Genomic DNA, 22,199 nt, shown 5'->3' with positions numbered 1-22,199 from the left:
GACAACGCGGCGGGCCAATCGGCCCACCCGTGTCTCAGGATATTTCACGACGGAAAGGAGGCAACGCATTGAGGATCGCCTTGCCGTAGCGCTGAGTGACCAGACGCCGGTCGAGCAAGGTGATGGTGCCGCGGTCTTCTTCGGTGCGCAGCAGACGGCCGCAGGCCTGGACCAGTTTCAGCGAGGCATCGGGCACGGAGATTTCCATGAACGGATTGCCACCGCGCGCCTCGATCCACTCCGACAACGCGGCCTCAACCGGATCATCGGGCACCGAGAACGGAATCTTGGCGATCACCACGTGCTCGCAGTAGGCCCCCGGCAAATCGACACCTTCGGCAAAACTGGCCAGCCCGAACAGCACGCTGGAATCACCGCCGTCGACCCGCGCCTTGTGCTTGTTGAGGGTCTCCTGTTTCGACAGGTTGCCCTGAATGAACACTTGCTTGCGCCAGTCGCGGTCGAGGCCGTCGAATACGTCCTGCATTTGCTTGCGCGAGGAGAACAGCACCAGCGTGCCACGGGAACCGTCGACCAGATCCGGCAGCTCGCGAATGATCGCCGCCGTGTGGGCGGCGGCATCGCGCGGGTCGGCCTTGAGATCCGGCACGCGCAGCACGCCGGCATCGGCATGATGGAACGGGCTCGGCACCACCGCTGTGACAGCTTTTTTCGGCAGACCGGCGCGCATGCGGAAACGGTCGAAAGTGCCCAGCGCCGTCAGCGTCGCCGAGGTCACCAGGCAGCCGTACGCGACGTTCCACAAACTGCGACGCAAGGTTTCCGCCGCCAGAATCGGGCTGGCGTTGACCTCGATATCGAACAGCGAACCGCTTTCGGCCAGGGTCAGCCAGCGCGCCATGGGCGGGCTGTCTTCCGGGTCTTCGGCGGTGAACGCGGTCCACAATTCCCAGTTGCCGGAAGCGCGGGACAACAGGCTGCCGAACAGCGGATACCATTCTTCGGCCTGATTGCTGGCGATGCCGATGTTGACCTCGCCGTCCATGCCTTCCTTGAGCAGGTCGGTCAGGCGTTGAAACAGGTCGTTTAGGCGCGAATAGCCTTTTTTCAGCTCGATGCCCATCTCGCGCATATCCTCGGGAATCACCCCGCCGACAAAGCGATGACGCGGGCGCTCGCGGCCTTCGACGTCTTCGCCCGGTTTGAAATCGGCGATCTGCTCGCAGGCGGTGAACATGAACTGCTGCTGGGTCTTGATCTCCCGTGCCAGCTCGGGCACCTGCTCGATCAGCTTGCCGAGATCACCCGGCAACGGATGCTGGGCCAGCAGCTTGGTCAGGTTCTTGGCGGTGGTTTCCAGCCAGTCGGCGGTGGAGCGCAGGCGCGTGTAATGAGCGAAGTGGCCGATGGCCTTGTCCGGCAAATGGTGACCTTCGTCGAACACGTAAATGGTGTCGCGCGGGTCCGGCAGCACGGCGCCGCCGCCCAGTGCCAGGTCAGCCAGGACCATGTCGTGGTTGGTAACGATCACGTCGACCTTGCCCATGCCCTCGCGGGCCTTGTAGAAGGCACACTGGCCGAAGTTCGGGCAATGACGGTTGGTGCACTGGCTGTGATCGGTGGTCAGGCGCGCCCAGTCGGCGTCTTCCAGCGCGTTAGGCCAACTGTCGCGGTCGCCGTCCCATTTATTGCCGGCGAGCTTTTCGATCATGCTGGTGAACAGCTTCTGACTGGCCTCGTCGACTTCGATCTTGAAACCTTCTTCTTCGAACAGCTGCGCGGTGGCGGTTTGTGCGTGGCCTTCCTGCAACAGCATGTCGAGCTTGGACAGGCACATGTAGCGACCACGGCCCTTGGCCAGGGCAAAACTGAAATTCAGCCCGCTGTTGCGCATCAGGTCGGGCAAATCCTTGTAGACAATCTGCTCTTGCAGGGCGACGGTCGCGGTGGCAATGACCAGACGCTTGCCGGCCAGTTTCGCCGTAGGGATCGCCGCCAGACTGTAGGCCACGGTCTTGCCGGTACCGGTGCCGGCTTCCACCGCGACAATCGCGGGGTCGCCACTGCGCCGGCCCTCGTCGTCGGTGTCGATATCTCCGAGGACTTTGGCGATTTCAGCGATCATCAGGCGCTGGCCGTAACGCGGCTTGAGGCTCTTGGCCTCTAGAAAACGCGAATAGGCGCCCTGGATCGTGGTTTTGAGTTCAGTGCTGATCATTGAGTGTCGGGCGCAAAACGCTGGATAAATTTTCAGTGGTTTGATTCGGCGGCTATCATACCCCGCTAATCGATCCCGCGCAGAACGGAGTGACCCAATGACACCTTTTAGCCTCGTTTACCCCCTGCATGTCCTCGCCGCTCTGGTGTGGGTCGGCGGTATGTTTTTCGCCTGGATGGTCTTGCGCCCTGCGGCTGTGAAGGCTCTGGACGGCCCCGCTCGCCTGACCCTGTGGGTGGAAGTGTTTCAAGGTTTTTTCCGTTGGGTCTGGGTCGCGGTGATCCTGTTGCCGATCAGCGGCGTGGGCATGTTGCATCTGCAGCAGGTCGGATTTGAAACCGCGCCGAAGTACGTGCAGGTGATGATCGGTTTGTACGTGGTGATGACGGCACTGTTCATCCGCATTCAGGGGTTGATGCTGCCAGAGTTGCGCAAGGCGGTTGAGGCGAAGGATTGGCCGGCGGGTGCGGCGGTGCTGGGGCGGATTCGGCGGGTGGTGGGGCTTAATCTGCTTGTCGGGTTGGTGCTGGTGGCGGTAGCGGCGGCGAGACCGATGCTCTGAATCGCACTATTTTTCTGCTGTGAACACAGTTGTGGCGAGGGGATTTATCCCCGCTGGGCTGCGTAGCAGTCCCGCTTTTGATTTTTAGAGCGGGGCCGCTTCGCGACCCAGCGGGGATAAATCCCCTCGCCACATAATTTCACTCACCAAAGATCTTCACTCACCAAAGATCTTCACTCACCAAAGCATTTTATTGATCAGAGAGTGGGTCGCAGTTTCAGAGCCGTTGCACGGTAACCGAACCCGCTGCCCCCTCCGGCCCAGGCTGGCCATCCGCGCCGGCCTTGCCGTTCTTGCCGCCGTCAGCGCGGTACACCAGACAGCCCTTGGACTTGCCACCCTTGCCCGCCTTGCCGCCAACACCCGCCGGGCCGCCGGCACCGCCAGCCACGTTGACCTTGATCAGCTCGGCCGGGAAATCCCGTGGTACGGCGAGTCGCACCAGCGCACCCGGCGCGCCTGGCTGGCCATCGCTGCCGTCACTGCCATCGGCGCCGTGGCCGGCTGATCCATAGGTGCAGCCCGGATCTTCACCGTTGCCGCCGTCGAGGCCGACGAAACCCGGCGCGCCCCTGCCGCCACGGGCATCGACCGTCAGTTGAGGCGCGCTCAGGGCCTGAAATTGCAGGTTCAGATTGCGCCCGGCCCGGGCCGCTTTTTCATAAGTGCCGGGGGCGCCGCGCGCGGTGATCTGGCTGCCCTCGCTCAATTCAGCGCGCTTGACCTTCACTTCCAGCGCCTGTTCAGCCGGAACGATAGCAATACGTGCTTCGTGGCCCAGACGCAGTTCATCAATGTTCAATTCAGTCACGTTGGACGGGATCAGCAAGGTGCCGTAATCGGCGACTTCCAGTTTCTCCAGTTGCAGCGTGCTGGTGGTGTTGGGCAAGCGCATCAAAGAATTGCTTTGCACGTTGACCACCTGGGCGCAGGCCAGTGGACTGATGAATGCAGCGAGCAGGCAGAGTTTACGCATGGGAAGAAGCCTCCGGAGCGGCCGGGGCCGGGATGGTTTGCAGGTGGAAAACGCCGAACAACAGAATGCGGCCACGATCACGCCAAGGGTGCGGACGACCCTTGAGGCTGCGATTGCACAGCAGCACTTCGAGTAGATGAATCAGCAACAACAGAGCACCGGCCAGATTGACCAGCAGATGCAGCGGATGAACAAACGGCACCAGTTGATTGGCCAGTACCACGCAGCAGAACAGCAGGGTCAGCAAACGCCCCAGCCCCCAGAACACCTTCATACGCTCCCCCGTGTTGCGAATTATTCTTTGCACGCACAGTACCGGCTTCTGCGGGGGATAAGCCAGAGGGAAAAATGAAATTTGTGCAAACGCTGATGAAATGGCTGCCGGGGCGACGATCTCGACCCGGCAGCTCTAGCCTGCGCACTACAGACGCTTTCTATCGATTGATGTGCAACTCGACCCGGCGATTTTCCGCGCGGCCTTCATCGCTGGCGTTATCGGCGACCGGCTCACTCTCGCCACGGCCCTCGCTGGTGAGCTTGTTCGGCGCCAGGCCCTGACTCAGCAAGTACGCTGCAACACTGCTCGCCCGCCGTTCCGACAAGGCCTGGTTATAGGCATCGGAGCCTTTGCTGTCGGTGTGCCCGATGACCTTGATGCTGACCACATCGGCATTGCGCAGCTTGTCCATCAAGGTATCGAGCTGGGCTTTGGCCGCCGGGGTCAGATCGGACTTGTCGAAATCGAACAGCACGTTGCCGGCATCGCTCAAGGTGATCACTTCGGTTTGCGGCGCCGGTTCGACCGGTTTGACTGCCACCGGATATTGCGGCAGCGGGCAGCCACGGTGATCGACTTCGGTGTTTTCCGGAGTGTCCGGGCAGCGGTCGCGGCGGTCGAAGACGCCGTCGCTGTCTTCGTCGCCATCCTGGGCGTAACAGATCAGCCCGCCGGTGACGATACCCAATGCCGCGCCGCCGCCGGCCCAGCCGGCGCTTTCAATGGCGCCAAGACCGCCGCCGACCAGACCGCCAAGCAGGCTGCAGATCGGCCACGTACGTTGATTGAGGGGGGCGGTGCCATCGCTGTGAGTGGCACAACCGGTGAGCAAGCTGCCAAGCAGCAGCACCGGCAAGACGGACCTTGAGAAAAGACGCATTTGTGAACGCTCCTGTGTACCGGCCCATACCGGTTACACAGGAGTAAAGACCCGCATCCGCGACTGCACAAGCCGCGGATGCGAGAGGGGCTAGCGGACGATTTTGATTTCGGTGCGACGGTTCTGTGCACGACCATCAGCCGACTTGTTGTCAGCCACAGGCTGGCTTTCACCAAGGCCCGACACCGAAACGAAGCTGGCACGTGGCACGCCCTGCTGGATCAGGTATTCCACCACCGAGTGCGCACGACGATCCGACAGTTTCTTGTTGTAGGCATCGCTGCCGACACTGTCGGTGTGACCGGTCACGGTCAGTTGCGCGGTAGAGGATTCCTGTTTCAGGCGATCGGCGACCTTGTCCAGCACTTGCTTGTCAGGGCCGGTCAGCGTGGCTTTGTCGAACTCGAAATGCACATCACGAATGACGATGGTTTCTTCCTTGACCACAACCGCTTCTTCGACCACTGGCGCAGGCGTCGGTGGCGGGCAACCGTCAGCATCGACCTGCACGCCTTTTGGCGTGCCCGGGCACTTGTCGCGACTGTCCGGCACGCCATCGCCGTCTTCATCGCCATCGCCATGCACCCAGCAGTAAGCCGCTGCCGTACCGCCGACGATCAGTGCACCGTAGCCAGCCCACGATGCGCTTTCCGTCGCGCCGAGACCGGCACCGACCACACCGCCGACCGCCGCACAGGTCGGCCAGTCGGTTTTCTGCAAACCTGCACAACCAGTCAACACACTGGTTAGCAGAACCAAGGGTAATGCTGTCCGAACTATGCTCATCTAGTTTTCTCCTGAGGGATCGGCTTAAAACCGATTCAGGGAGTAAAGACCGGAGTTTTAATCTCCGCCAGCAATAGGCCACCGCTGTTTGCGACCGTGTTCACAGGGGTTTGCCTCTTTTGGCGAAAACCACCGCCATCGGGCGCTTTGCCGACGCAGTCTGGCAGGCTAGTCTTGGCGGTCTGACTGAGGAGCTTCGATGAACGTCGCCATTTCTTCGCGCACGCCACAACAGGCGTTGGCCGCTTTGCTGGATCGCTACGCCCCGGCCCGACTGCTGCTGATCGGCGCCAGCGAGTTTCCCGCCTTGAGCGCTTTCAAGGACGCGCATCCAGATACCGTGGTCGCCCATGCCGCACCCGGCGGTCTGCCCGCCGAACTGGCCGCGCAACGCTTCGATCTGGCGCTGGTGGTCGATTGCCTGGAACATTTGCCCAAACGCGATGGCCTGAATCTGTTGGGCGGCATCCGCAATCTCAACACCAGTCGCATCGCAGTGCTGGCGGATCTGGCGGCCAGCGGCTGGCAGGAAACCGACTTCTATTCGCTGGCACTGCAGGCCAGCGAGCGTTTTCAGCGCGACGCGCAGGTGCTGACCCTGTTCACCTACGATCTGCTTGACTACAAACAAGTCCCCGACTGGCTCAATTCACGCTTCTGGGCCAATCCGGAAAACTTCGGGAAATACTGGTGGTAATGCAATGAGTACAGCCATTTGCCCTTGCGGCAGCGGCAATCTGCTGGATGCCTGCTGCGGCCCTTATCATGACGGCCACCCGGCGCCGTGTGCCGAAGCCTTGATGCGTTCGCGGTACAGCGCTTATGTGCTGGGGCTGATCGACTATCTGGTGGCGACCACCCTGCCCGCGCAGCAGGCGGGGCTGAACCGACAATCGATCAGCGACTGGAGTGCGCAAAGTACCTGGCTCGGCCTTGAGGTGGAAAGCTCGGAGGTTTTCGGCGGCCAGCCGGAACACGCTTTTGTGACATTCACCGCGCGCTGGCATGACAGCCAGGGCGAGCACAGCCATCGCGAGCGCTCTTCGTTTGTGCAGAACGGCGGGCGCTGGTACTTCATCGATCCCACGGTGCAGCTGAAGCTGGGGCGCAATGACGGCTGCCCTTGCGGCAGCGGGCAGAAGTTCAAGAAGTGTTGTTCGGGTTATTTCGGCGCTTGAAAGCCAAGATCAAAAGATCGCAGCCTTCGGCAGCTCCACGGGATTAGCCGAAGGCTGAAATCTTTTAAGGTCTAGACTGGGCACAAAGGGAGTCAATTTCATGCTCGGTCGTCGGCGCACATTACATTTCCTGCTGTTGATGCTGATCGTAAACCTCGGCGGCTGTGCCTCGTGGTTCAGCGATGACAGCGTCGAGCCTGCCGTGCATCTGGTGAAAGTCGAGGTGGTGCGGGCCAAACTGCTCGAGCAAAAATTCATCCTGCACTTTCGCGTCGACAATCCCAACGACAGCGATCTGACCGTGCGCGGCCTCGAATACCGGATTCACCTGGCGGACATGCTGCTCACCGAGGGCGAGCATGAGCACTGGTTTACCGTCGGGCCAAAGCGCAGCGCTTACTTCAAAGTGCCGATCCGCACCAACCTGTGGCCGAAGGTCAAACAGGTGGTGAAACTGCTGAAAAATCCGAACCAGCAGATTCCCTATCGATTGCAGGGGGAAATGGAAACCGGTTTATTCATCGCCCACTACGTGCACCTTGAGCGCAATGGCGTGATAATCCCCGCCGATCTAACTCCGGAGTGACCTCGATGACCCAGCAACCCCATGTCCATGGCCCTGACTGCAACCACGATCATGACCACCATCATGATCACGACCATGGCCATGTCCACGGCCCGAACTGCGGCCACGCCCACCAGGAACCGGTGCGCAACGCCCTGAAAGACGTCGGCCGCAACGACCCTTGCCCATGCGGCAACGGCAAGAAATTCAAGAAGTGCCACGGCGCTTGATGTCACGGGCGAAGATCTTCTTCGCCTGACCTGCCGCCTTCGCGAGCAGGCTCGCTCCCACAGTTGATCTGCACTCAACACATTTTTGTGAACCTGCGCAGCCCTGTGGGAGCTGGCTTGCCAGCGATAGGGCGGCACATCCCTGCATTGATGTCGCCTGATTCACCGCAATCGCTGGCAAGCCAGCTCCCACAGGTCTATCAGTTGACTGTCAGAATCAGGGCAGCACTGACCACCGTCGCGTACTCCCCATGCAGATTGCCCAGCGACATCCCGTGCACCTCTTCAGCGGTACGCGGTTTGCCGAAATAATCGGCTTTGTCGAAGGTAAAGCACGCATCCTCTGCCACCCATGTGTCGAAACCCAGATTGCCCGCAGTGCGCGCCGTCGACTCAACAGAGTTATTGGTCGCCACACCAACGATGATCAGTTGCCCGATCCCGGCCTCACGCAACTGCGCCTCCAGCCCACTGGCACAAAACGCGTCCGGCACCTGTTTCTGGATCAGCCATTCCCCGCCCTGAGGGACAAAACGCTCTTGAAACTCGACTCCGTCCTGCTCCGGCCAGAACACCGAGTCAGGTGAGCGCGACAAATGCTGCACGTGAATCACCGGGCGCCCGCGCAGGCGCCACAGCGCCAATAACTCAAGCATTCGCTCTTCGGCCTGAGGATTATTCCGCCGCCCCAGACGCGGATGCAGAATGCCTTTCTGCTGGTCGATGATGATCAGCGCAGCGTTGCTTTGAAGCTCCATAGCGATCTTTCTCCTGACAGGTCTCGGGACTCATTCCGCAGTTCAACATCAGCGCTTTCCCACAAGCAACTGTCACAGCTTTGACCGATCAGCCGACAACAGCACAAATAACCGCTCGCCCCGCTTGCGCGGCCCTCGCGCCCTCACTAACGTAGCGGCTTTATTGCGCCCCCAGCCTTATACCCCCGCAGGAGCTTCGCCATGGCCTCGCCAGCCCTTACACATTTTCTTCCCCGGTTCGGCGTTGCCGCAGCAGTGGCCGGTGTTCTCGGCCTGTCCGGTTGCCAGACCTGGAACGCCCAGGACAGCCTGCCGCCGACCTCCGGCGTACAACCGCTCAAGGGCCTGGCGCAGAACGTGTCGGTGCGGCGCAATGCGATGGGCATGCCGTTGATCGAGAGCAACAGCTTCCATGACGCGCTGTTCAGCCTCGGCTATGTCCACGCCAGCGACCGCATCAACCAGATGGTCACCCTGCGCCTGTTGGCCCAGGGCCGGCTGGCGGAAATGTCTGGCGCGTCGATGCTCGATGCCGACCGCTACATGCGCGCGGTCAATCTGAAGAAGAGCGCCGGCGAGCTGTACAAGGCCTCGTCGCCACGGCTCAAGCGCTTCTTCGAAGTCTACGCACGAGGCGTCAACGCTTATCTGTTCCGCTACGCCGACAAGTTGCCGGGCGACCTCGCCGCCAGCGGTTACAAGCCCGAATACTGGAAACCGGAAGATTCGGCGCTGATTTTCGCCCTGCTGAATTTCAGCCAGTCGGCCAACCTGCCGGAGGAAATCCAGTCGCTGGTGCTCGCGCAAACCGTGACCACTGACAAACTCGCCTGGCTGAGCCCGTCGGCGCCTGATGAAAACCTGCCAGTGGCTGAAGCCGACAAGCTGCAAGGCCTCAAGCTCAATGGGCAGATTCCGGGGCTGACCGAACTGAGCAGCGCCAGCCAGCAACTGTCGGCGCTGAACCTGCTCGCCACGCCGACTGCGAACAACTGGGCAATCGCCCCGCAACGCAGCCGTAGCGGCAAGAGCCTGCTGGCCAGCGATGCGCACGGGCCGCTGGCAGCGCCGTCGTTGTGGAGTTTCGTGCAGATCCGCGCGCCGAAATATCAGGCAGCCGGCGTCACGGTTGCCGGTCTGCCGATGGTGCTCGGCGGCTTCAACGGCAAAGTGGCGTGGAGCATGACCAGCGTGCTCGGCGATAACCAGGATCTGTTCCTCGAGAAAATCCGCCGTCAGGGCAGCAGCCTGACCTACGAGGTCAACGGCAAATGGCAGCCGCTGGGCGTGCGCAACGAAACCTACTTCGTCAAAGGCCAGCGGCCGATTCGCGAAGCCGTCTACGAAACCCGCCACGGCGCGCTGCTCAACAGTGCCCAGGCAGCGGCGCAAGGCAGCGGTTTCGGTCTCGCTTTACAGACGCCAAGCTTCACCGACGACAAAACCCTGGATGCCTTCTTCGACCTGACCCGCGCGCAGAACGTCGAGCGCGCCTCGGACGCCAGCCGCGAAATCCGCGCCATTACCCTGAATCTGGTCTTTGCCGATGCAAGCAATATCGGCTGGCAAGTCACCGGGCGCTTCCCCAACCGTCGCGAAGGTGAAGGCCTGCTGCCCTCGCCGGGTTGGGACGGTCGCTACGACTGGGACGGTTACGCCGACCCGATGCTGCACCCCTACGATCAGGACCCGGCACAAGGCTGGCTCGGTACCGCCAACCAGCGCGTTATCCCCGACGGCTACGGCATGCAGCTGTCGAAATCCTGGGCGGCACCGGAGCGTGGCGAACGCCTGGCGGAAATGGCTGGCAGCGGCAAGCACGACAGCCGCAGCGTGATCGCCATGCAGTACGACCAGACCACCACGTTCGCCGCCAAGCTGAAAAAAGTCTTCGAAGCGCCGGGCATGAAGCAACCGCTGAAACAGGCGATCGACGCCCTGCCGGAAGCCGAACGCAGCAAGGCCCGCGAAGCCTTCACGCGCTTGATGGCGTTCGACGGCAAGCTCAGCCCGACCTCGGCGGATGCGGCGATTTATGAACTGTTTCTGCAGGAAAGCATGAAGCAGATCTTCCTCGATGAACTGGGTCCTGAGTCGAGCCCGGCGTGGAAGGCCTTTGTCGCCAATGGCGATCTGTCCTACGCGGCGCAGGCCGATCATCTCTTGGGGCGTGAGGACAGTCCATTCTGGGATGACCTGCGCACGCCGCAGAAGGAAGACAAATCCGTGATTCTCGCCCGTAGCCTCGCTGCGGCGATTACTGCCGGTGACAGCCAGTTGGGCGGCGATCATCGCGCCTGGCAGTGGGGCAAATTGCACAGCTATGCGTGGAAAAACAGCAACGGCCAGACCGTGCGCGGACCACTGGCAGCCGGTGGCGATCACACCACGCTGAACAACTCGGCGTTTGCCTGGGGCCAGGACTTCGTTACCACGCGCGCGCCGTCGATGCGTTTTATCGTCGACTTCGGCCAGAGCGAGCCACTGATGGCGCAGAACGGTACGGGGCAGTCGGGCAATCCACTGAGTCCGAACTACCTGAACGGGATCGATGCATGGCTGAAAGGTCAGTACATCGGCTTGCCGATGCAGCCGCAGAACTTTGATCGGGTGTATGGCAAGACCCGCTTGACCCTCACCCCCGGGAAATAGAGCAAAGATCAACAGCCCCTCACCCTAGCCCTCTCCCGGAGGGAGAGGGGACTGATTGGGGGATGCTTGGGTCTTGCGCCGACCTGAAAGAGAGATGGTGAATCCAACATTGGATCAGGCTCAAGGCTGTGCCCGATCCATATTCAACTCGGCCCCCCAGGTCGATGTACCTCACCAGACACCTCGGTCGGCCCCTCTACAAAGCGAGGTGAATCCAACGTTGGATCAGGCTCAAGGCTGTGCCGGATCCATATTCAACTCGGTCCCCCAGGTCGATGTACCTCACCAGACACCTCGGTCGGCCCCTCTACAAAGCGAGGTGAATCCAACGTTGGATCAGGCTCAAGGCTGTGCCGGATCCATATTCAACTCGGTCCCCCAGGTCGATGTACCTAACCAGACACTTCGGTCGGCCCCCTCTCCCTCTGGGAGAGGGCTGGGGTGAGGGTAGCGCTTCAAAGCCGATCGAACTTCCAGCCTCACGCCCGCCTCATAGCTAACAAGCCCCCCATTCCGGTCACGACATGGATCTTGTTATTGCCCGACCTGAAGGTCTCTACTGCCCCGCCGGAGATTTCTATATCGATCCGTGGCGGCCGGTCGAGCGTTCGGTGATCACCCATGCCCATGGCGATCACGCGCGCACCGGTAATCAGCACTACCTGTCGAGCAGCGCCAGCGCCGGGATTCTGCGCGCGCGTCTGGGTCAGGACATCCAGTTGCAAACACTCGACTACGGCCAGCGCCTGACCCATCACGGCGTGACCCTGAGCTTTCACCCCGCCGGGCATGTCCTCGGTTCGGCGCAGGTGCGCCTGGAATACGGCGGCGAAGTCTGGGTCGCGTCGGGGGATTACAAGGTCGAGCCGGATGGCACGTGCGCCCCATTCGAACCGGTGCGCTGCCACACCTTCATCACCGAATCGACCTTCGGCCTGCCTATCTACCGCTGGCAGCCGCAGGCGCAGATCTTCGCCGAGATCAATCAGTGGTGGGCGGCCAATATCGCCGCCGGCAAGGCCAGCGTGCTGTTCTGCTATTCCTTCGGCAAGGCCCAACGCATCCTCCACGGCATCGACGAAACCCTCGGGCCGATCCTCAGCCACGGCGCGGTCGAACCGTTGAACCGTGTGTACCGCGATGCCGGTGTGTACCTGCCGCCGACGATCTATGCGGGCGACGTGAAAAAAAGCGATCCGATCATGCGCCAGGCTTTGGTCATTGCTCCGCCGTCGGCGGGCGGCAGCACGTGGATGCGCCGTTTTGGCGACTTCAGCGATGCCTTCGCCAGCGGCTGGATGCGCTTGCGCGGGACCCGGCGGCGGCGCGGCGTCGATCGCGGTTTCGTCCTCTCCGATCACGCCGACTGGCCCGGCCTGCTCTGGGCGATCAACCAGACCGGCGCGGAGCGGGTGATGGTCACTCATGGCTCGATCGGCGTGCTCGTACGTCATCTGCGCGAACAGGGTCTTGATGCACAAGGCTTCACCACTGAATACGGCGATGACGAAGACGACAACATCGCCACCGAACCCACCGTTGCCGAGACGTCCCCATGAAAGCGTTCGCCGAGTTATATGCCGAACTCGACGCCACCACGTCGAGCAACGCCAAGCTGGCGGCGATGCAGGTGTACTTCGCGCAGGCCGCGCCGGAAGATGCCGCATGGGCGGTGTATTTCCTCTCCGGTGGTCGGCCTCGTCAACTGGTCCCGGTGCGCATCCTCCGTGAGCTGGCGGTAGAAGTTTCAGGGTTGGAGCCGTGGCTGTTCGAAGAAAGCTATCAGGCCGTCGGCGATCTGGCCGAGACCATTTCTCTGGTGCTGCCGGAAAATTCCCACAGCTCCGAGGCCGGTCTAGCCGAATGGATCGAAGACAAGCTGCTGCCACTGCGCGGTGAAACCCCGGAATATCTGGCGCGCCAACTGCCGATGTTGTGGGCGCAACTGGACCGGCCGAGCCTGATGCTGTGCATCAAGCTGATCACCGGCAGTTTCCGCGTCGGCGTGTCGAAGTTGCTGGTCACCCGCGCCCTGGCGTCGATGGCCGGCCTCGACAGCAAACGCGTGGCTCAGCGTCTGGTCGGTTACACCGATCTGTCGAACCGGCCCAACGCCGCGAGTTACCTGAAACTCATCGCCCCGGAATCCGCCGACGAACATGCCCAGCGCGGCGGCCAGCCCTACCCGTTCTTTCTTGCCCACGCCTTGGCGCAACCGGTCGAGGAATTCGAAGCGCTGCTCGGCCCGGCCAGCGACTGGCAGGTGGAATGGAAGTGGGATGGTATTCGCGCGCAAGTGGTCAAGCGCGACGGCAAGCTGTGGGTGTGGTCGCGCGGCGAGGAACTGGTGACCGAGCGCTTCCCCGAGTTCGATGTGCTGGTCCACGGCTTGCCGGACGGCACGGTGATCGACGGCGAAATCGTCGTGTGGAAGAGCACCCATCCGACCACCGAAGATGCCTTCGATCCGCAATCCGATGAGCCGCCGGCCGTGCAACCGTTCGCCCTGCTGCAACAACGCATCGGTCGCAAGACGCTCGACAAGAAGATTCTCGAAGAAGTGCCGGTGGTGGTGCTGGCCTACGACCTGCTGGAATGGCAGGGCGAAGACTGGCGCAACCAGCCGCAGGTCAAGCGGCGGGCGCAACTCGAGGAAGTCATCGCGCGCTGCAACAGCCCGGTACTGCTGCCCTCCCCCGTATTGACCGGCGAAGACTGGCTCGACCTCGGCCGCCAGCGCGAAGCGTCACGCAAACTCGGCGTCGAAGGCATGATGCTCAAGGCGCGCGAATCGCTTTATGGCGTCGGCCGGACCAAGGACATGGGCGTGTGGTGGAAGTGGAAGGTCGACCCGTTCAGCGTCGACGCGGTACTGATTTATGCCCAGCGCGGACACGGTCGTCGCGCCAGTCTGTACAGCGATTACACCTTCGCGGTGTGGGACGGCCCGCCGGAATCCAGTCAACGCTCGCTGGTACCGTTCGCCAAGGCTTATTCGGGGCTGACCGATGAAGAGATGCGCCAAGTCGACAGCATCGTGCGCAAGACTACCGTGGAGAAATTCGGCCCGGTCAGCAGCGTCAAGCCGAGCCTGGTGTTCGAACTCGGCTTCGAAGGCATCGCCCTGTCGCGCCGGCACAAGAGCGGCATCGCCGTGCGTTTCCCGCGCATGCTGCGCTGGCGCAAGGACAAGACCGTCGAAGAAGCGGACAGCCTCGCTACCCTTCAAGATCTGTTGGCCTAACCCCTTTTCACTGATCGTTCCCACGCTCTGCGTGGGAACGCAGCCTGGGACGCTCTGCGTCCCCCTCAGAGCCGAACGCGGAGCGTCCGTTGATGCATTCCCACGCAGAAGCGTGGGAACGATCAGTCATCGGGGACAAACCCCTTGCCACAGTTTTTCCCTGCTCTGAGCTACGCGTTTGAACCGAAACAGTGCATGCAAACAGCAATGCCCGTTTCCGTGCATTCAACTACCCTTGCCTCTCTCCGCTCAACCTTTTAAAACACCTGTTCGGCACTCTGGTTCGGAAATTGCTACTTTCTATAGGTCGTAAGCGTTGCAGTAACAATAATTCTGCGCCACAAGCGCTCATATTGGTTCTTAGGGATTGAATAATGAAAAAAGCATTGCTGACCCTTTCTGCACTGGCGTTGTGCATGGCCGCCGGCTCCGCGCTGGCCAAGGAATACAAAGAGCTGCGCTTTGGCGTTGACCCTTCGTACGCACCGTTCGAGTCGAAAGCGGCCGATGGCAGCCTGGTCGGGTTCGATATCGATCTGGGCAACGCGATCTGCGCCGAACTGAAGGTCAAGTGCAAATGGGTCGAAAGCGATTTCGACGGCATGATTCCGGGCCTCAAGGCCAACAAGTTCGACGGTGTGATCTCGTCGATGACCGTGACCCCGGCTCGCGAGAAGGTCATCGACTTCTCCAGCGAACTGTTTTCCGGCCCGACCGCTTACGTGTTCAAGAAAGGCTCCGGCATCACCGCCGACGTCACTTCACTCAAGGGCAAAACCGTCGGTTACGAGCAAGGCACCATTCAGGAAGCCTACGCCAAAGCCGTGCTGGACAAGGCTGGCGTGAAAACCCAGGCCTATCAGAACCAGGATCAGGTGTATTCCGACCTGACCTCCGGTCGTCTCGACGCCGGTATCCAGGACATGCTGCAAGCCGAACTGGGCTTTCTGAAGTCGCCAAAAGGCGCTGATTATGAAATCAGCCAGCCGGTCGACAGCGAATTGCTGCCAGCCAAAACCGCTGTCGGTATCAAGAAAGGTAACACTGAGCTGAAAGCACTTTTGGATAAAGGTATCAAAGCGTTACACGACGACGGCAAATACGCCGAGATTCAAAAGAAACACTTTGGTGACCTGAATCTGTACAGCGGCAAATAATGCCCCGGCGCCCATCCTCGATGGGCGCCTTTTCCATCCGCTCAGGTTGCTGATTTATGTTTGAAACCCTCCTGCAAAATCTGGGGCTGGCCTCGTTCAGTCTGCAGGGCTTCGGCCCGTTGCTGCTGCAAGGCACCTGGATGACCATCAAATTATCGGCGATGTCGCTGCTGGTGGCCGTGTTGCTCGGCCTGCTCGGCGCCAGTGCCAAACTGTCGAAAGTCAAACTGGTGCGCCTGCCCGCGCAGCTCTACACCACGCTGATTCGCGGCGTGCCGGATCTCGTGCTGATGCTGTTGATCTTCTACAGCCTGCAAACCTGGCTGACGTCGCTGACCGACTATATGGAATGGGAATATATTGAAATCGACCCGTTCAGCGCCGGCGTGCTGACGCTGGGCTTCATTTATGGCGCGTATTTCACCGAGACCTTCCGTGGCGCCATCCTCGCGGTGCCGCGTGGTCAGGTCGAAGCCGCCACCGCGTATGGCCTCAAACGTGGCCAGCGTTTTCGCTTCGTGGTGTTTCCGCAAATGATGCGCTTCGCTTTGCCGGGCATCGGCAACAACTGGATGGTCATGCTCAAGGCCACCGCGCTCGTGTCGATCATTGGCCTCGCCGATCTGGTCAAGGCTGCCCAGGACGCCGGTAAAAGCACCTATCAACTGTTCTACTTTCTGGTCCTCGCCGCTTTGATCTATCTGCTGATCACCAGTGCTTCGAACTTCATCCTGCGCTGGCTCGAACGCCGCTACGCCGCCGGTGCCCGGGAGGCCGTAAGATGATCGAACTTCTCCAGGAATATTGGCGCGCCTTCCTTTATACCGACGGCCAGAACATCACCGGGCTGGCGATGACGATGTGGCTGCTGAGCGCCTCGATCTGCATCGGCTTCGTCGTCTCGATTCCGCTGTCGATTGCCCGCGTCTCGCCGCACTTCTACATTCGCTGGCCGGTGCAGTTCTACACCTACCTGTTCCGGGGCACGCCGCTGTATATCCAGCTGCTGATCTGCTACACGGGCATCTACAGCCTCGCCGCCGTGCGCGAACAGCCGATCCTCGACAGTTTCTTTCGCGACGCGATGAACTGCACGATCCTCGCTTTCGCTCTCAATACCTGCGCGTACACCACGGAAATTTTCGCCGGGGCGATTCGCAGCATGAATCATGGCGAAGTCGAAGCGGCCAAGGCTTATGGCCTGACCGGCTGGAAGTTGTACGCCTACGTGATCATGCCGTCGGCATTGCGCCGCTCGTTGCCTTACTACAGCAACGAAGTGATCCTGATGCTGCACTCGACCACCGTGGCGTTCACCGCGACCATTCCCGATATTCTGAAAGTCGCGCGGGATGCCAACTCGGCGACCTTCCTGACCTTCCAGTCATTCGGCATCGCCGCGCTGATCTACCTGACCATCACTTTTGCGCTGGTCGGCCTGTTCCGCCTCGCCGAACGCCGCTGGCTGGCCTTCCTCGGGCCGACTCACTAGCACCGGTTTGAAAAAAGAGATAACAATGCGCCACCAGATCCATGACTTGCTGGCCCCGCTGCCGGGGACCGCACGGCAGATTCACAGCTTCCACTTCGGCCCACCGCAGGCCAAGGGCAAGGTTTACATCCAGGCGTCGCTGCACGCTGACGAACTGCCGGGCATGCTGGTCGCCTGGCACCTGAAACAGCGTCTGGCCGAACTGGAAGCTGCCGGCCGCCTGCGCAGCGAAATCGTCCTGGTGCCGGTGGCCAACCCGGTCGGCCTCGAACAAGTGCTGATGGACGTGCCGCTGGGCCGTTACGACCTGGAGAGCGGGCAGAACTTCAATCGCTGGTTCGTCGACCTCAGCGAAGAAATCGGCAACGCCATAGAAGGCCAACTCAACGACGACGCGCAGCACAACCTCGAACTGATCCGCGCCAGCCTGCGCAACGCCCTCGACCGTCAGAAGCCGACCACACAACTGCAATCCCAGCGTCTGACCCTGCAACGCCTGGCCTGCGATGCCGACATGGTGCTGGACTTGCACTGCGACTTCGAATCGGTGGTGCACCTGTACACCACGCCCGAGGCGTGGCCACAGGTCGAGCCCTTGGCGCGCTACATGGAAGCGCAGGCCAGCCTGCTCGCTACCGATTCCGGCGGGCAATCGTTCGACGAGTGCTTCACCCTGCTCTGGTGGCAACTGCGCGAGCGCTTCGGTGAGCAGTTCGAGATTCCGCTGGGCAGCTTCTCGGTGACCGTCGAATTGCGCGGCCAGGGCGACGTCAATCACCCGCTGGCCAGCCGCGATTGTCAGGCGCTGATCGACTATCTGATCCAGTTCGATGCCATCGTCGGCGAGACCAAGCCGCAACCGCCACTGCCGTACCCGGCCACGCCGCTGGCCGGGGTCGAACCGGTGACCACACCAGTCGGCGGCCTGCTGGTGTACTGCGCCACGCCCGGCCAATACCTGGAAGCCGGCCAGCAGATCGCCGAAATCATCGACCCGGTCCACGACAAGGTCACCCCCATTCATTGCACCGCCGCCGGCCTGCTGTATGCGCGCTCGCTGCGGCGCATGGCCACTGCCGGCATGGTCATCGCCCACGTCGCGGGCGCCCAGGCCTATCGCAGCGGCTACCTACTTTCGCCTTGAGGATGCTCGTCCATGTACAAACTGACCGTTGAAGGCCTGCACAAAAGCTATGGCGATCATCAGGTGCTCAAAGGCGTTTCGCTCAAGGCCAAAACCGGCGACGTGATCAGCCTGATCGGCGCCAGCGGCTCGGGCAAAAGCACCTTCTTGCGCTGCATCAATTTCCTTGAACAACCGAATGACGGCGCCATGAGCCTTGATGGCCAGGCGATCCGCATGGTCACCGACCGCCACGGCATGCACGTTGCCGACGCCGATGAACTGCAACGCCTGCGCACGCGGCTGGCGATGGTGTTCCAGCATTTCAACCTGTGGAGCCACATGACCGTGCTGGAAAACATCACCATGGCCCCGCGCCGGGTGCTGGGCTGCAGCAAACAGGAAGCCGAGGATCGCGCCCGACGTTATCTGGACAAAGTCGGCTTGCCGGCGCGGGTCGCCGATCAATACCCGGCGTTTCTGTCCGGCGGCCAGCAACAACGCGTGGCGATCGCCCGGGCACTGGCGATGGAACCGGAAGTGATGCTGTTCGACGAACCGACCTCGGCACTCGACCCGGAACTGGTCGGCGAAGTGCTGAAAGTGATTCAGGGCCTGGCCGAAGAAGGTCGGACGATGATCATGGTCACCCACGAAATGAGTTTTGCGCGCAAGGTGTCGAATCAGGTGCTGTTTCTGCATCAGGGTCTGGTGGAAGAAGAAGGTGCGCCCGAAGAAGTGCTGGGCAATCCGAAAAGCGAACGGCTGAAGCAATTCCTCAGCGGCAATCTTAAATAAGGTTGGCAACCCACCCCTGTGTGGGAGCGAGCCTGCTCGCGAAAGCGGTTTATCAGTCAACATCAATGTTGAATGTGCAATCGCATTCGCGAGCAGGCTCGCTCCCACAGGAGGAATCCATCGACCGACAAAGTTAAACTTGTCGCCCCGCTTCGCTGTCTCTGAAACAACACCTCCAGAGCGCACGCAGCCGGCATGGCGAAATCCCCCGACTTTGCAAAAACCTGGTTCAGCGCCCGCGACTGGAAGCCGTTCGCCTTTCAGAAACAGGTGTGGGCGGCGGTGAAAAACGGCGAGTCCGGCTTGCTCCACGCCAGCACCGGCGCCGGCAAAACTTATGCGGTATGGTTTGCTGCGCTCAATCGCTTCGCCCGCCTGCAACCGCCCGTGGCTACACCGCGCAAACGCAAACCTCCGGCCGAACCGCTGACGGTGCTGTGGATCACGCCGATGCGCGCCCTCGCCGCCGATACCGCCCGCGCTTTACAAAGCCCGGTCGATGAATTGCAGATTCCGTGGAGCATCGGCCTGCGCACCGGCGATACCAGCAGCAGCGAACGCGCGCGTCAGGGCCGGCGTTTGCCAACGACGCTGATCACCACCCCGGAAAGCCTCACTCTGCTACTAGCCCGCGCCGATGCGCGCACGGCGTTGTCGACCCTGCGCATGATCGTCGTGGATGAATGGCACGAATTGCTCGGCAACAAACGCGGCGTGCAATTGCAACTGGCCCTCGCCCGCCTGCGGCATTGGCAGCCGGAATTGATCGTCTGGGGCGTGTCCGCCACCCTCGGTAATCAATCTCACGCCGAGCAAGTGCTGATCCCACAGGGCGGCGGCGTCAGTGTTCAAGGCAAAAGCGAAAAAACCCTGCAGGTCGACACCCTGCTGCCACCGGCCATCGAGCGTTTTCCCTGGGCCGGCCACATCGGTCTGAAGATGCTGCCGCAAGTGGTCGCCGAACTTGATGCCTGCGCCAGCAGCCTGGTGTTCACCAACACCCGCGCGCAATCGGAGATCTGGTATCAGGCGCTGCTGGAAGCGCGGCCGGACTGGGCCGGGTTGATCGCGCTGCATCACAGCTCACTGTCACGCGATACCCGCGACTGGGTCGAGCAGGCATTAAAGAATGGCCAGTTGAAAGCGGTGGTCTGCACTTCGAGCCTGGACTTGGGTGTGGATTTCCTCCCGGTCGAACGCGTACTGCAGATTGGCTCGGCGAAAGGCGTCGCGCGCTTGATGCAACGTGCCGGGCGCTCCGGCCACGCACCGGGGCGCACCTCGCGGGTGACGCTGGTGCCGACTCACAGCCTGGAACTGATCGAAGCGGTTGCCGCACGCGATGCCGTCGAGCAACGGCGCATCGAGCCGCGCCTGTCACCGCACAAGCCGCTGGATGTGCTGGTCCAGCATTTGGTCAGCATGGCCCTTGGCGGTGGATTTATTCCTGAAGACTTGTACGAAGAAGTCCGAGGCGCCTGGGCCTATCGCGACCTGACAGCGGCAGACTGGGCCTGGGCGCTGGCGTTCGTACGCCATGGCGGGATGTCTCTTACAGCGTATCCGGATTACCGCCGGGTCGAGCCGGACGAACACGGCGTCTGGCGTGTGCCGGATGCGCGTCTGGCGCGGCGCCATCGCATGAGCATTGGCACCATCGTCAGCGACGCGAGCATCAACCTGAAATTCTGGAGCAAGGGCGGCGGTGGCAAACAACTGGGCAGCGTCGAGGAAGGCTTTATCGCGCGACTGAAACCCGGCGATGGTTTCCTCTTCGCCGGCCGCCTGCTGGAACTGGTGCGGGTGGAAAACATGACCGCCTACGTCAAACGCAGCACCGCGAAAAAGGCTGCCGTGCCGCGCTGGAATGGCGGACGCATGCCGTTATCCAACGAACTGGCCGAAGCGGTGGTCACGCGCTTCAGCGCCGCTGCTCAAGGTCAGTTCAAAGGCCCGGAAATGCACGCGCTGCGGCCGCTGCTGGAGACGCAGATACGCTGGTCCGGCTTGCCCACCACGGAAAATCTGCTCGCCGAGGTGCTGAAATCCCGCGAAGGCTGGCATCTTTTTCTCTATCCGTTCGCCGGGCGACAAGTGCATCTGGGACTGGCGAGCCTGTTGGCGTGGCGCGTCAGTCAGCGCCAGCCGGTGACCTTCTCGATTGCCGTGAATGATTACGGCCTGGAACTGCTCAGCGCCACGCCGGTGGATTGGGCCACGCATCTGGACGCGCACCTGTTCAATGCCGATGACTTGTTGCTGGACGTGCTCGCCAGTCTCAATGCCGGTGAACTGGCGTTGCGCCGCTTCCGCGAAATCGCGCGGATCGCCGGGCTGGTGTTCGCCGGGTATCCGGGCGCACCAAAAAGCACCCGCCAGGTGCAGGCGTCGAGTGGCTTGTTCTTCCAGGTGTTCAAACAATATGACGCCGACAACCTGCTGCTAGCCCAGGCTGGGGAAGAAGTCCTACGCGAAGAGCTGGATATTCGCCGTCTGGAACAGACACTGGAGCGCATCAATCAGATGAAACTGGACGTGCATCAGGTTAAACGTCCTACACCGTTGGGCTTTCCGCTGCTGGTGGAGCGGATGCGCGAGAGCATGAGTTCGGAAAAACTGGCTGACAGGATCAGAAGAATGGTTGGTGACCTGGAAAAAACCGCTGATAACGGGAAATCGTCGTGAGTGCGTACCCGGTGCGTTTGGCCGGTGAGGAGTTGTGGCTGCTGCCGGAGAAAGCGCTGTACTGGCCAGCGCAGGAAGCATTGCTGATCGCCGATGTGCATTTCGGTAAGGCGGCGGCCTATCGCAGCCTCGGCCAGCCGGTGCCGCATGGCACGACGGCGAGCAACATCGAGGTAATCGACGCGTTGCTGGCGCGGTTGCCGTGTCGCCAGTTGATCTTCCTCGGGGATTTTCTGCATGGGCCTGGTTCACATGTCCCGACCACGCTGAATGCGCTGGCAGAGTGGCGCGCACGGCACGCTGACCTGCCGATGACACTGATTCGCGGCAACCACGACAAACGCGCAGGCGACCCACCAGCCTCGCTGAATATACGCGTAGTGCCAGAGCCGCTGTTACTCGGACCGTTCGCCCTGCAGCATGAGCCCGATGCGCATCCGGAACGGCACGTGCTCGCCGGCCACGTGCACCCGGTCTATCGGCTGCATGGCAAAGGTCGGCAGAGCCTGCGCCTGGCTTGTTTCAGACTCGGTGAGCGCATCAGCCTGATGCCGGCATTCGGTGCGTTTACCGGCGGCTATCAGGTCGAGCGCGACGACAGTTGCAAAGTCTTCGTGATCGGCGACAACGAAATATGGCCCGTCAGCTAGATCTCAC

General features: G+C 61.4%; 21 protein-coding genes. 15 read left to right on the top strand and 6 right to left on the bottom strand.

The features are described 5' to 3' along the window. Window positions 1–34 precede the first annotated feature (34 nt). On the bottom strand, window positions 35–2,179 hold the full coding sequence (gene dinG, locus AB4O45_RS19390; protein WP_150636400.1) for an ATP-dependent DNA helicase DinG: 2,145 nt from the start codon (window positions 2,177–2,179) through the stop codon (window positions 35–37). 97 nt (window positions 2,180–2,276) lie between these two features. On the opposite strand from dinG, the gene AB4O45_RS19385 reads away from it, so the two are divergent. Continuing rightward, window positions 2,277–2,741 carry a CopD family protein gene (locus AB4O45_RS19385; RefSeq protein ID WP_016771373.1) on the top strand — a complete coding sequence of 155 codons (465 nt, stop codon included), beginning with the start codon at window positions 2,277–2,279 and terminating at the stop codon, window positions 2,739–2,741. 217 nt (window positions 2,742–2,958) lie between these two features. On the opposite strand, the gene AB4O45_RS19380 is transcribed toward AB4O45_RS19385, so the two are convergent. The 4 genes from AB4O45_RS19380 to AB4O45_RS19365 all read right to left on the bottom strand — a co-directional run bounded on the left by AB4O45_RS19380 (window position 2,959) and on the right by AB4O45_RS19365 (window position 5,660). Then, window positions 2,959–3,717 (bottom strand): collagen-like triple helix repeat-containing protein, encoded by a 759-nt coding sequence (locus tag AB4O45_RS19380; RefSeq protein ID WP_122698367.1) that lies wholly within the window; start codon window positions 3,715–3,717, stop codon window positions 2,959–2,961. Continuing rightward, on the bottom strand, window positions 3,710–3,991 hold the full coding sequence (locus tag AB4O45_RS19375; RefSeq protein WP_016771375.1) for a DUF1145 domain-containing protein: 282 nt from the start codon (window positions 3,989–3,991) through the stop codon (window positions 3,710–3,712). Before AB4O45_RS19375 ends, AB4O45_RS19380 begins: the two co-directional genes overlap by 8 nt. A 160-nt stretch (window positions 3,992–4,151) precedes the next feature. Further along, a complete protein-coding gene (locus AB4O45_RS19370) occupies window positions 4,152–4,874 on the bottom strand; it encodes an OmpA family protein (protein WP_095180542.1) in 723 nt (240 codons plus the stop codon). 90 nt (window positions 4,875–4,964) lie between these two features. Next, a complete protein-coding gene (locus AB4O45_RS19365; RefSeq protein ID WP_016770616.1) occupies window positions 4,965–5,660 on the bottom strand; it encodes an OmpA family protein in 696 nt (231 codons plus the stop codon). Window positions 5,661–5,859: 199 nt separating this feature from the next. Here AB4O45_RS19365 and AB4O45_RS19360 point away from each other — a divergent pair, with 199 nt between their 5' ends. From AB4O45_RS19360 to AB4O45_RS19345, 4 genes are all read left to right on the top strand, one after another. Continuing rightward, a complete protein-coding gene (locus tag AB4O45_RS19360) occupies window positions 5,860–6,357 on the top strand; it encodes a DUF6231 family protein (RefSeq protein WP_252868904.1) in 498 nt (165 codons plus the stop codon). Window positions 6,358–6,361: 4 nt separating this feature from the next. After that, window positions 6,362–6,838, top strand: coding sequence for a YchJ family protein (locus AB4O45_RS19355; RefSeq protein WP_041478058.1), 477 nt, complete (start codon window positions 6,362–6,364; stop codon window positions 6,836–6,838). Between the two features lie 100 nt (window positions 6,839–6,938). Continuing rightward, window positions 6,939–7,424, top strand: coding sequence for an LEA/WHy family protein (locus AB4O45_RS19350; protein ID WP_024011906.1), 486 nt, complete (start codon window positions 6,939–6,941; stop codon window positions 7,422–7,424). Window positions 7,425–7,429: 5 nt separating this feature from the next. Continuing rightward, on the top strand, window positions 7,430–7,633 hold the full coding sequence (locus tag AB4O45_RS19345; protein ID WP_003198420.1) for an SEC-C metal-binding domain-containing protein: 204 nt from the start codon (window positions 7,430–7,432) through the stop codon (window positions 7,631–7,633). 200 nt (window positions 7,634–7,833) lie between these two features. Here the strand turns inward: AB4O45_RS19345 and AB4O45_RS19340 are convergent, their stop codons facing one another. Further along, the gene (locus tag AB4O45_RS19340; protein WP_457264166.1) at window positions 7,834–8,391 is read right to left on the bottom strand and encodes a cysteine hydrolase family protein; all 558 of its coding nucleotides are present in this window, start codon (window positions 8,389–8,391) and stop codon (window positions 7,834–7,836) included. A 201-nt stretch (window positions 8,392–8,592) separates the two neighbouring features. On the opposite strand from AB4O45_RS19340, the gene AB4O45_RS19335 reads away from it, so the two are divergent. The 10 genes from AB4O45_RS19335 (at window position 8,593) to pdeM (ending at window position 22,192) form a co-directional block, all read left to right on the top strand. After that, a complete protein-coding gene (locus AB4O45_RS19335; protein WP_460160435.1) occupies window positions 8,593–11,043 on the top strand; it encodes a penicillin acylase family protein in 2,451 nt (816 codons plus the stop codon). A 524-nt stretch (window positions 11,044–11,567) separates the two neighbouring features. Beyond that, on the top strand, window positions 11,568–12,602 hold the full coding sequence (locus tag AB4O45_RS19330; protein ID WP_041478061.1) for a ligase-associated DNA damage response exonuclease: 1,035 nt from the start codon (window positions 11,568–11,570) through the stop codon (window positions 12,600–12,602). Continuing rightward, window positions 12,599–14,287 carry an ATP-dependent DNA ligase gene (locus tag AB4O45_RS19325; protein ID WP_252877599.1) on the top strand — a complete coding sequence of 563 codons (1,689 nt, stop codon included), beginning with the start codon at window positions 12,599–12,601 and terminating at the stop codon, window positions 14,285–14,287. The genes AB4O45_RS19330 and AB4O45_RS19325 overlap by 4 nt, the downstream gene beginning before the upstream one ends. Window positions 14,288–14,661: 374 nt before the next feature. Then, entirely contained in the window at window positions 14,662–15,444 is a 783-nt protein-coding gene (locus tag AB4O45_RS19320; protein ID WP_041478063.1) for a transporter substrate-binding domain-containing protein, read from the top strand. Window positions 15,445–15,500: 56 nt separating this feature from the next. Beyond that, window positions 15,501–16,229 (top strand): ABC transporter permease, encoded by a 729-nt coding sequence (locus AB4O45_RS19315; RefSeq protein ID WP_016771383.1) that lies wholly within the window; start codon window positions 15,501–15,503, stop codon window positions 16,227–16,229. Further along, a complete protein-coding gene (locus tag AB4O45_RS19310) occupies window positions 16,226–16,936 on the top strand; it encodes an ABC transporter permease (protein ID WP_150743349.1) in 711 nt (236 codons plus the stop codon). Before AB4O45_RS19315 ends, AB4O45_RS19310 begins: the two co-directional genes overlap by 4 nt. Before the next feature lie 25 nt (window positions 16,937–16,961). Continuing rightward, window positions 16,962–18,080, top strand: a complete 1,119-nt coding sequence (locus AB4O45_RS19305; RefSeq protein WP_041478065.1) for a succinylglutamate desuccinylase/aspartoacylase family protein — start codon at window positions 16,962–16,964, stop codon at window positions 18,078–18,080. A gap of 12 nt (window positions 18,081–18,092) precedes the next feature. Next, a complete protein-coding gene (locus tag AB4O45_RS19300) occupies window positions 18,093–18,857 on the top strand; it encodes an ABC transporter ATP-binding protein (RefSeq protein WP_056783337.1) in 765 nt (254 codons plus the stop codon). A gap of 195 nt (window positions 18,858–19,052) precedes the next feature. After that, the gene (locus AB4O45_RS19295) at window positions 19,053–21,542 is read left to right on the top strand and encodes a ligase-associated DNA damage response DEXH box helicase (RefSeq protein ID WP_460160434.1); all 2,490 of its coding nucleotides are present in this window, start codon (window positions 19,053–19,055) and stop codon (window positions 21,540–21,542) included. Further along, on the top strand, window positions 21,539–22,192 hold the full coding sequence (gene pdeM / locus AB4O45_RS19290; protein WP_016771388.1) for a ligase-associated DNA damage response endonuclease PdeM: 654 nt from the start codon (window positions 21,539–21,541) through the stop codon (window positions 22,190–22,192). Before AB4O45_RS19295 ends, pdeM begins: the two co-directional genes overlap by 4 nt. The last annotated feature ends 7 nt before the right edge of the window (window positions 22,193–22,199 follow it).

It is taken from the genome of Pseudomonas sp. S2_B10 (assembly GCF_054668425.1).
The sequence above is the reverse complement of the archived record's forward strand: the minus strand, read 5'-3'. Positions and strand labels throughout refer to the sequence as shown.

Excerpts from the sequence above, each read along its gene's own strand:
- dinG (WP_150636400.1), bottom strand. The coding sequence starts at position 2,179 with ATGATCAGCACTGAACTCAAAACCACGATCCAGGGCGCCTATTCGCGT.
- AB4O45_RS19385 (WP_016771373.1), top strand. The coding sequence starts at position 2,277 with ATGACACCTTTTAGCCTCGTTTACCCCCTGCATGTCCTCGCCGCTCTG.
- AB4O45_RS19380 (WP_122698367.1), bottom strand. The coding sequence starts at position 3,717 with ATGCGTAAACTCTGCCTGCTCGCTGCATTCATCAGTCCACTGGCCTGC.
- AB4O45_RS19375 (WP_016771375.1), bottom strand. The coding sequence starts at position 3,991 with ATGAAGGTGTTCTGGGGGCTGGGGCGTTTGCTGACCCTGCTGTTCTGC.
- AB4O45_RS19370 (WP_095180542.1), bottom strand. The coding sequence starts at position 4,874 with ATGCGTCTTTTCTCAAGGTCCGTCTTGCCGGTGCTGCTGCTTGGCAGC.
- AB4O45_RS19365 (WP_016770616.1), bottom strand. The coding sequence starts at position 5,660 with ATGAGCATAGTTCGGACAGCATTACCCTTGGTTCTGCTAACCAGTGTG.
- AB4O45_RS19360 (WP_252868904.1), top strand. The coding sequence starts at position 5,860 with ATGAACGTCGCCATTTCTTCGCGCACGCCACAACAGGCGTTGGCCGCT.
- AB4O45_RS19355 (WP_041478058.1), top strand. The coding sequence starts at position 6,362 with ATGAGTACAGCCATTTGCCCTTGCGGCAGCGGCAATCTGCTGGATGCC.
- AB4O45_RS19350 (WP_024011906.1), top strand. The coding sequence starts at position 6,939 with ATGCTCGGTCGTCGGCGCACATTACATTTCCTGCTGTTGATGCTGATC.
- AB4O45_RS19345 (WP_003198420.1), top strand. The coding sequence starts at position 7,430 with ATGACCCAGCAACCCCATGTCCATGGCCCTGACTGCAACCACGATCAT.
- AB4O45_RS19340 (WP_457264166.1), bottom strand. The coding sequence starts at position 8,391 with ATGGAGCTTCAAAGCAACGCTGCGCTGATCATCATCGACCAGCAGAAA.
- AB4O45_RS19335 (WP_460160435.1), top strand. The coding sequence starts at position 8,593 with ATGGCCTCGCCAGCCCTTACACATTTTCTTCCCCGGTTCGGCGTTGCC.
- AB4O45_RS19330 (WP_041478061.1), top strand. The coding sequence starts at position 11,568 with ATGGATCTTGTTATTGCCCGACCTGAAGGTCTCTACTGCCCCGCCGGA.
- AB4O45_RS19325 (WP_252877599.1), top strand. The coding sequence starts at position 12,599 with ATGAAAGCGTTCGCCGAGTTATATGCCGAACTCGACGCCACCACGTCG.
- AB4O45_RS19320 (WP_041478063.1), top strand. The coding sequence starts at position 14,662 with ATGAAAAAAGCATTGCTGACCCTTTCTGCACTGGCGTTGTGCATGGCC.
- AB4O45_RS19315 (WP_016771383.1), top strand. The coding sequence starts at position 15,501 with ATGTTTGAAACCCTCCTGCAAAATCTGGGGCTGGCCTCGTTCAGTCTG.
- AB4O45_RS19310 (WP_150743349.1), top strand. The coding sequence starts at position 16,226 with ATGATCGAACTTCTCCAGGAATATTGGCGCGCCTTCCTTTATACCGAC.
- AB4O45_RS19305 (WP_041478065.1), top strand. The coding sequence starts at position 16,962 with ATGCGCCACCAGATCCATGACTTGCTGGCCCCGCTGCCGGGGACCGCA.
- AB4O45_RS19300 (WP_056783337.1), top strand. The coding sequence starts at position 18,093 with ATGTACAAACTGACCGTTGAAGGCCTGCACAAAAGCTATGGCGATCAT.
- AB4O45_RS19295 (WP_460160434.1), top strand. The coding sequence starts at position 19,053 with ATGGCGAAATCCCCCGACTTTGCAAAAACCTGGTTCAGCGCCCGCGAC.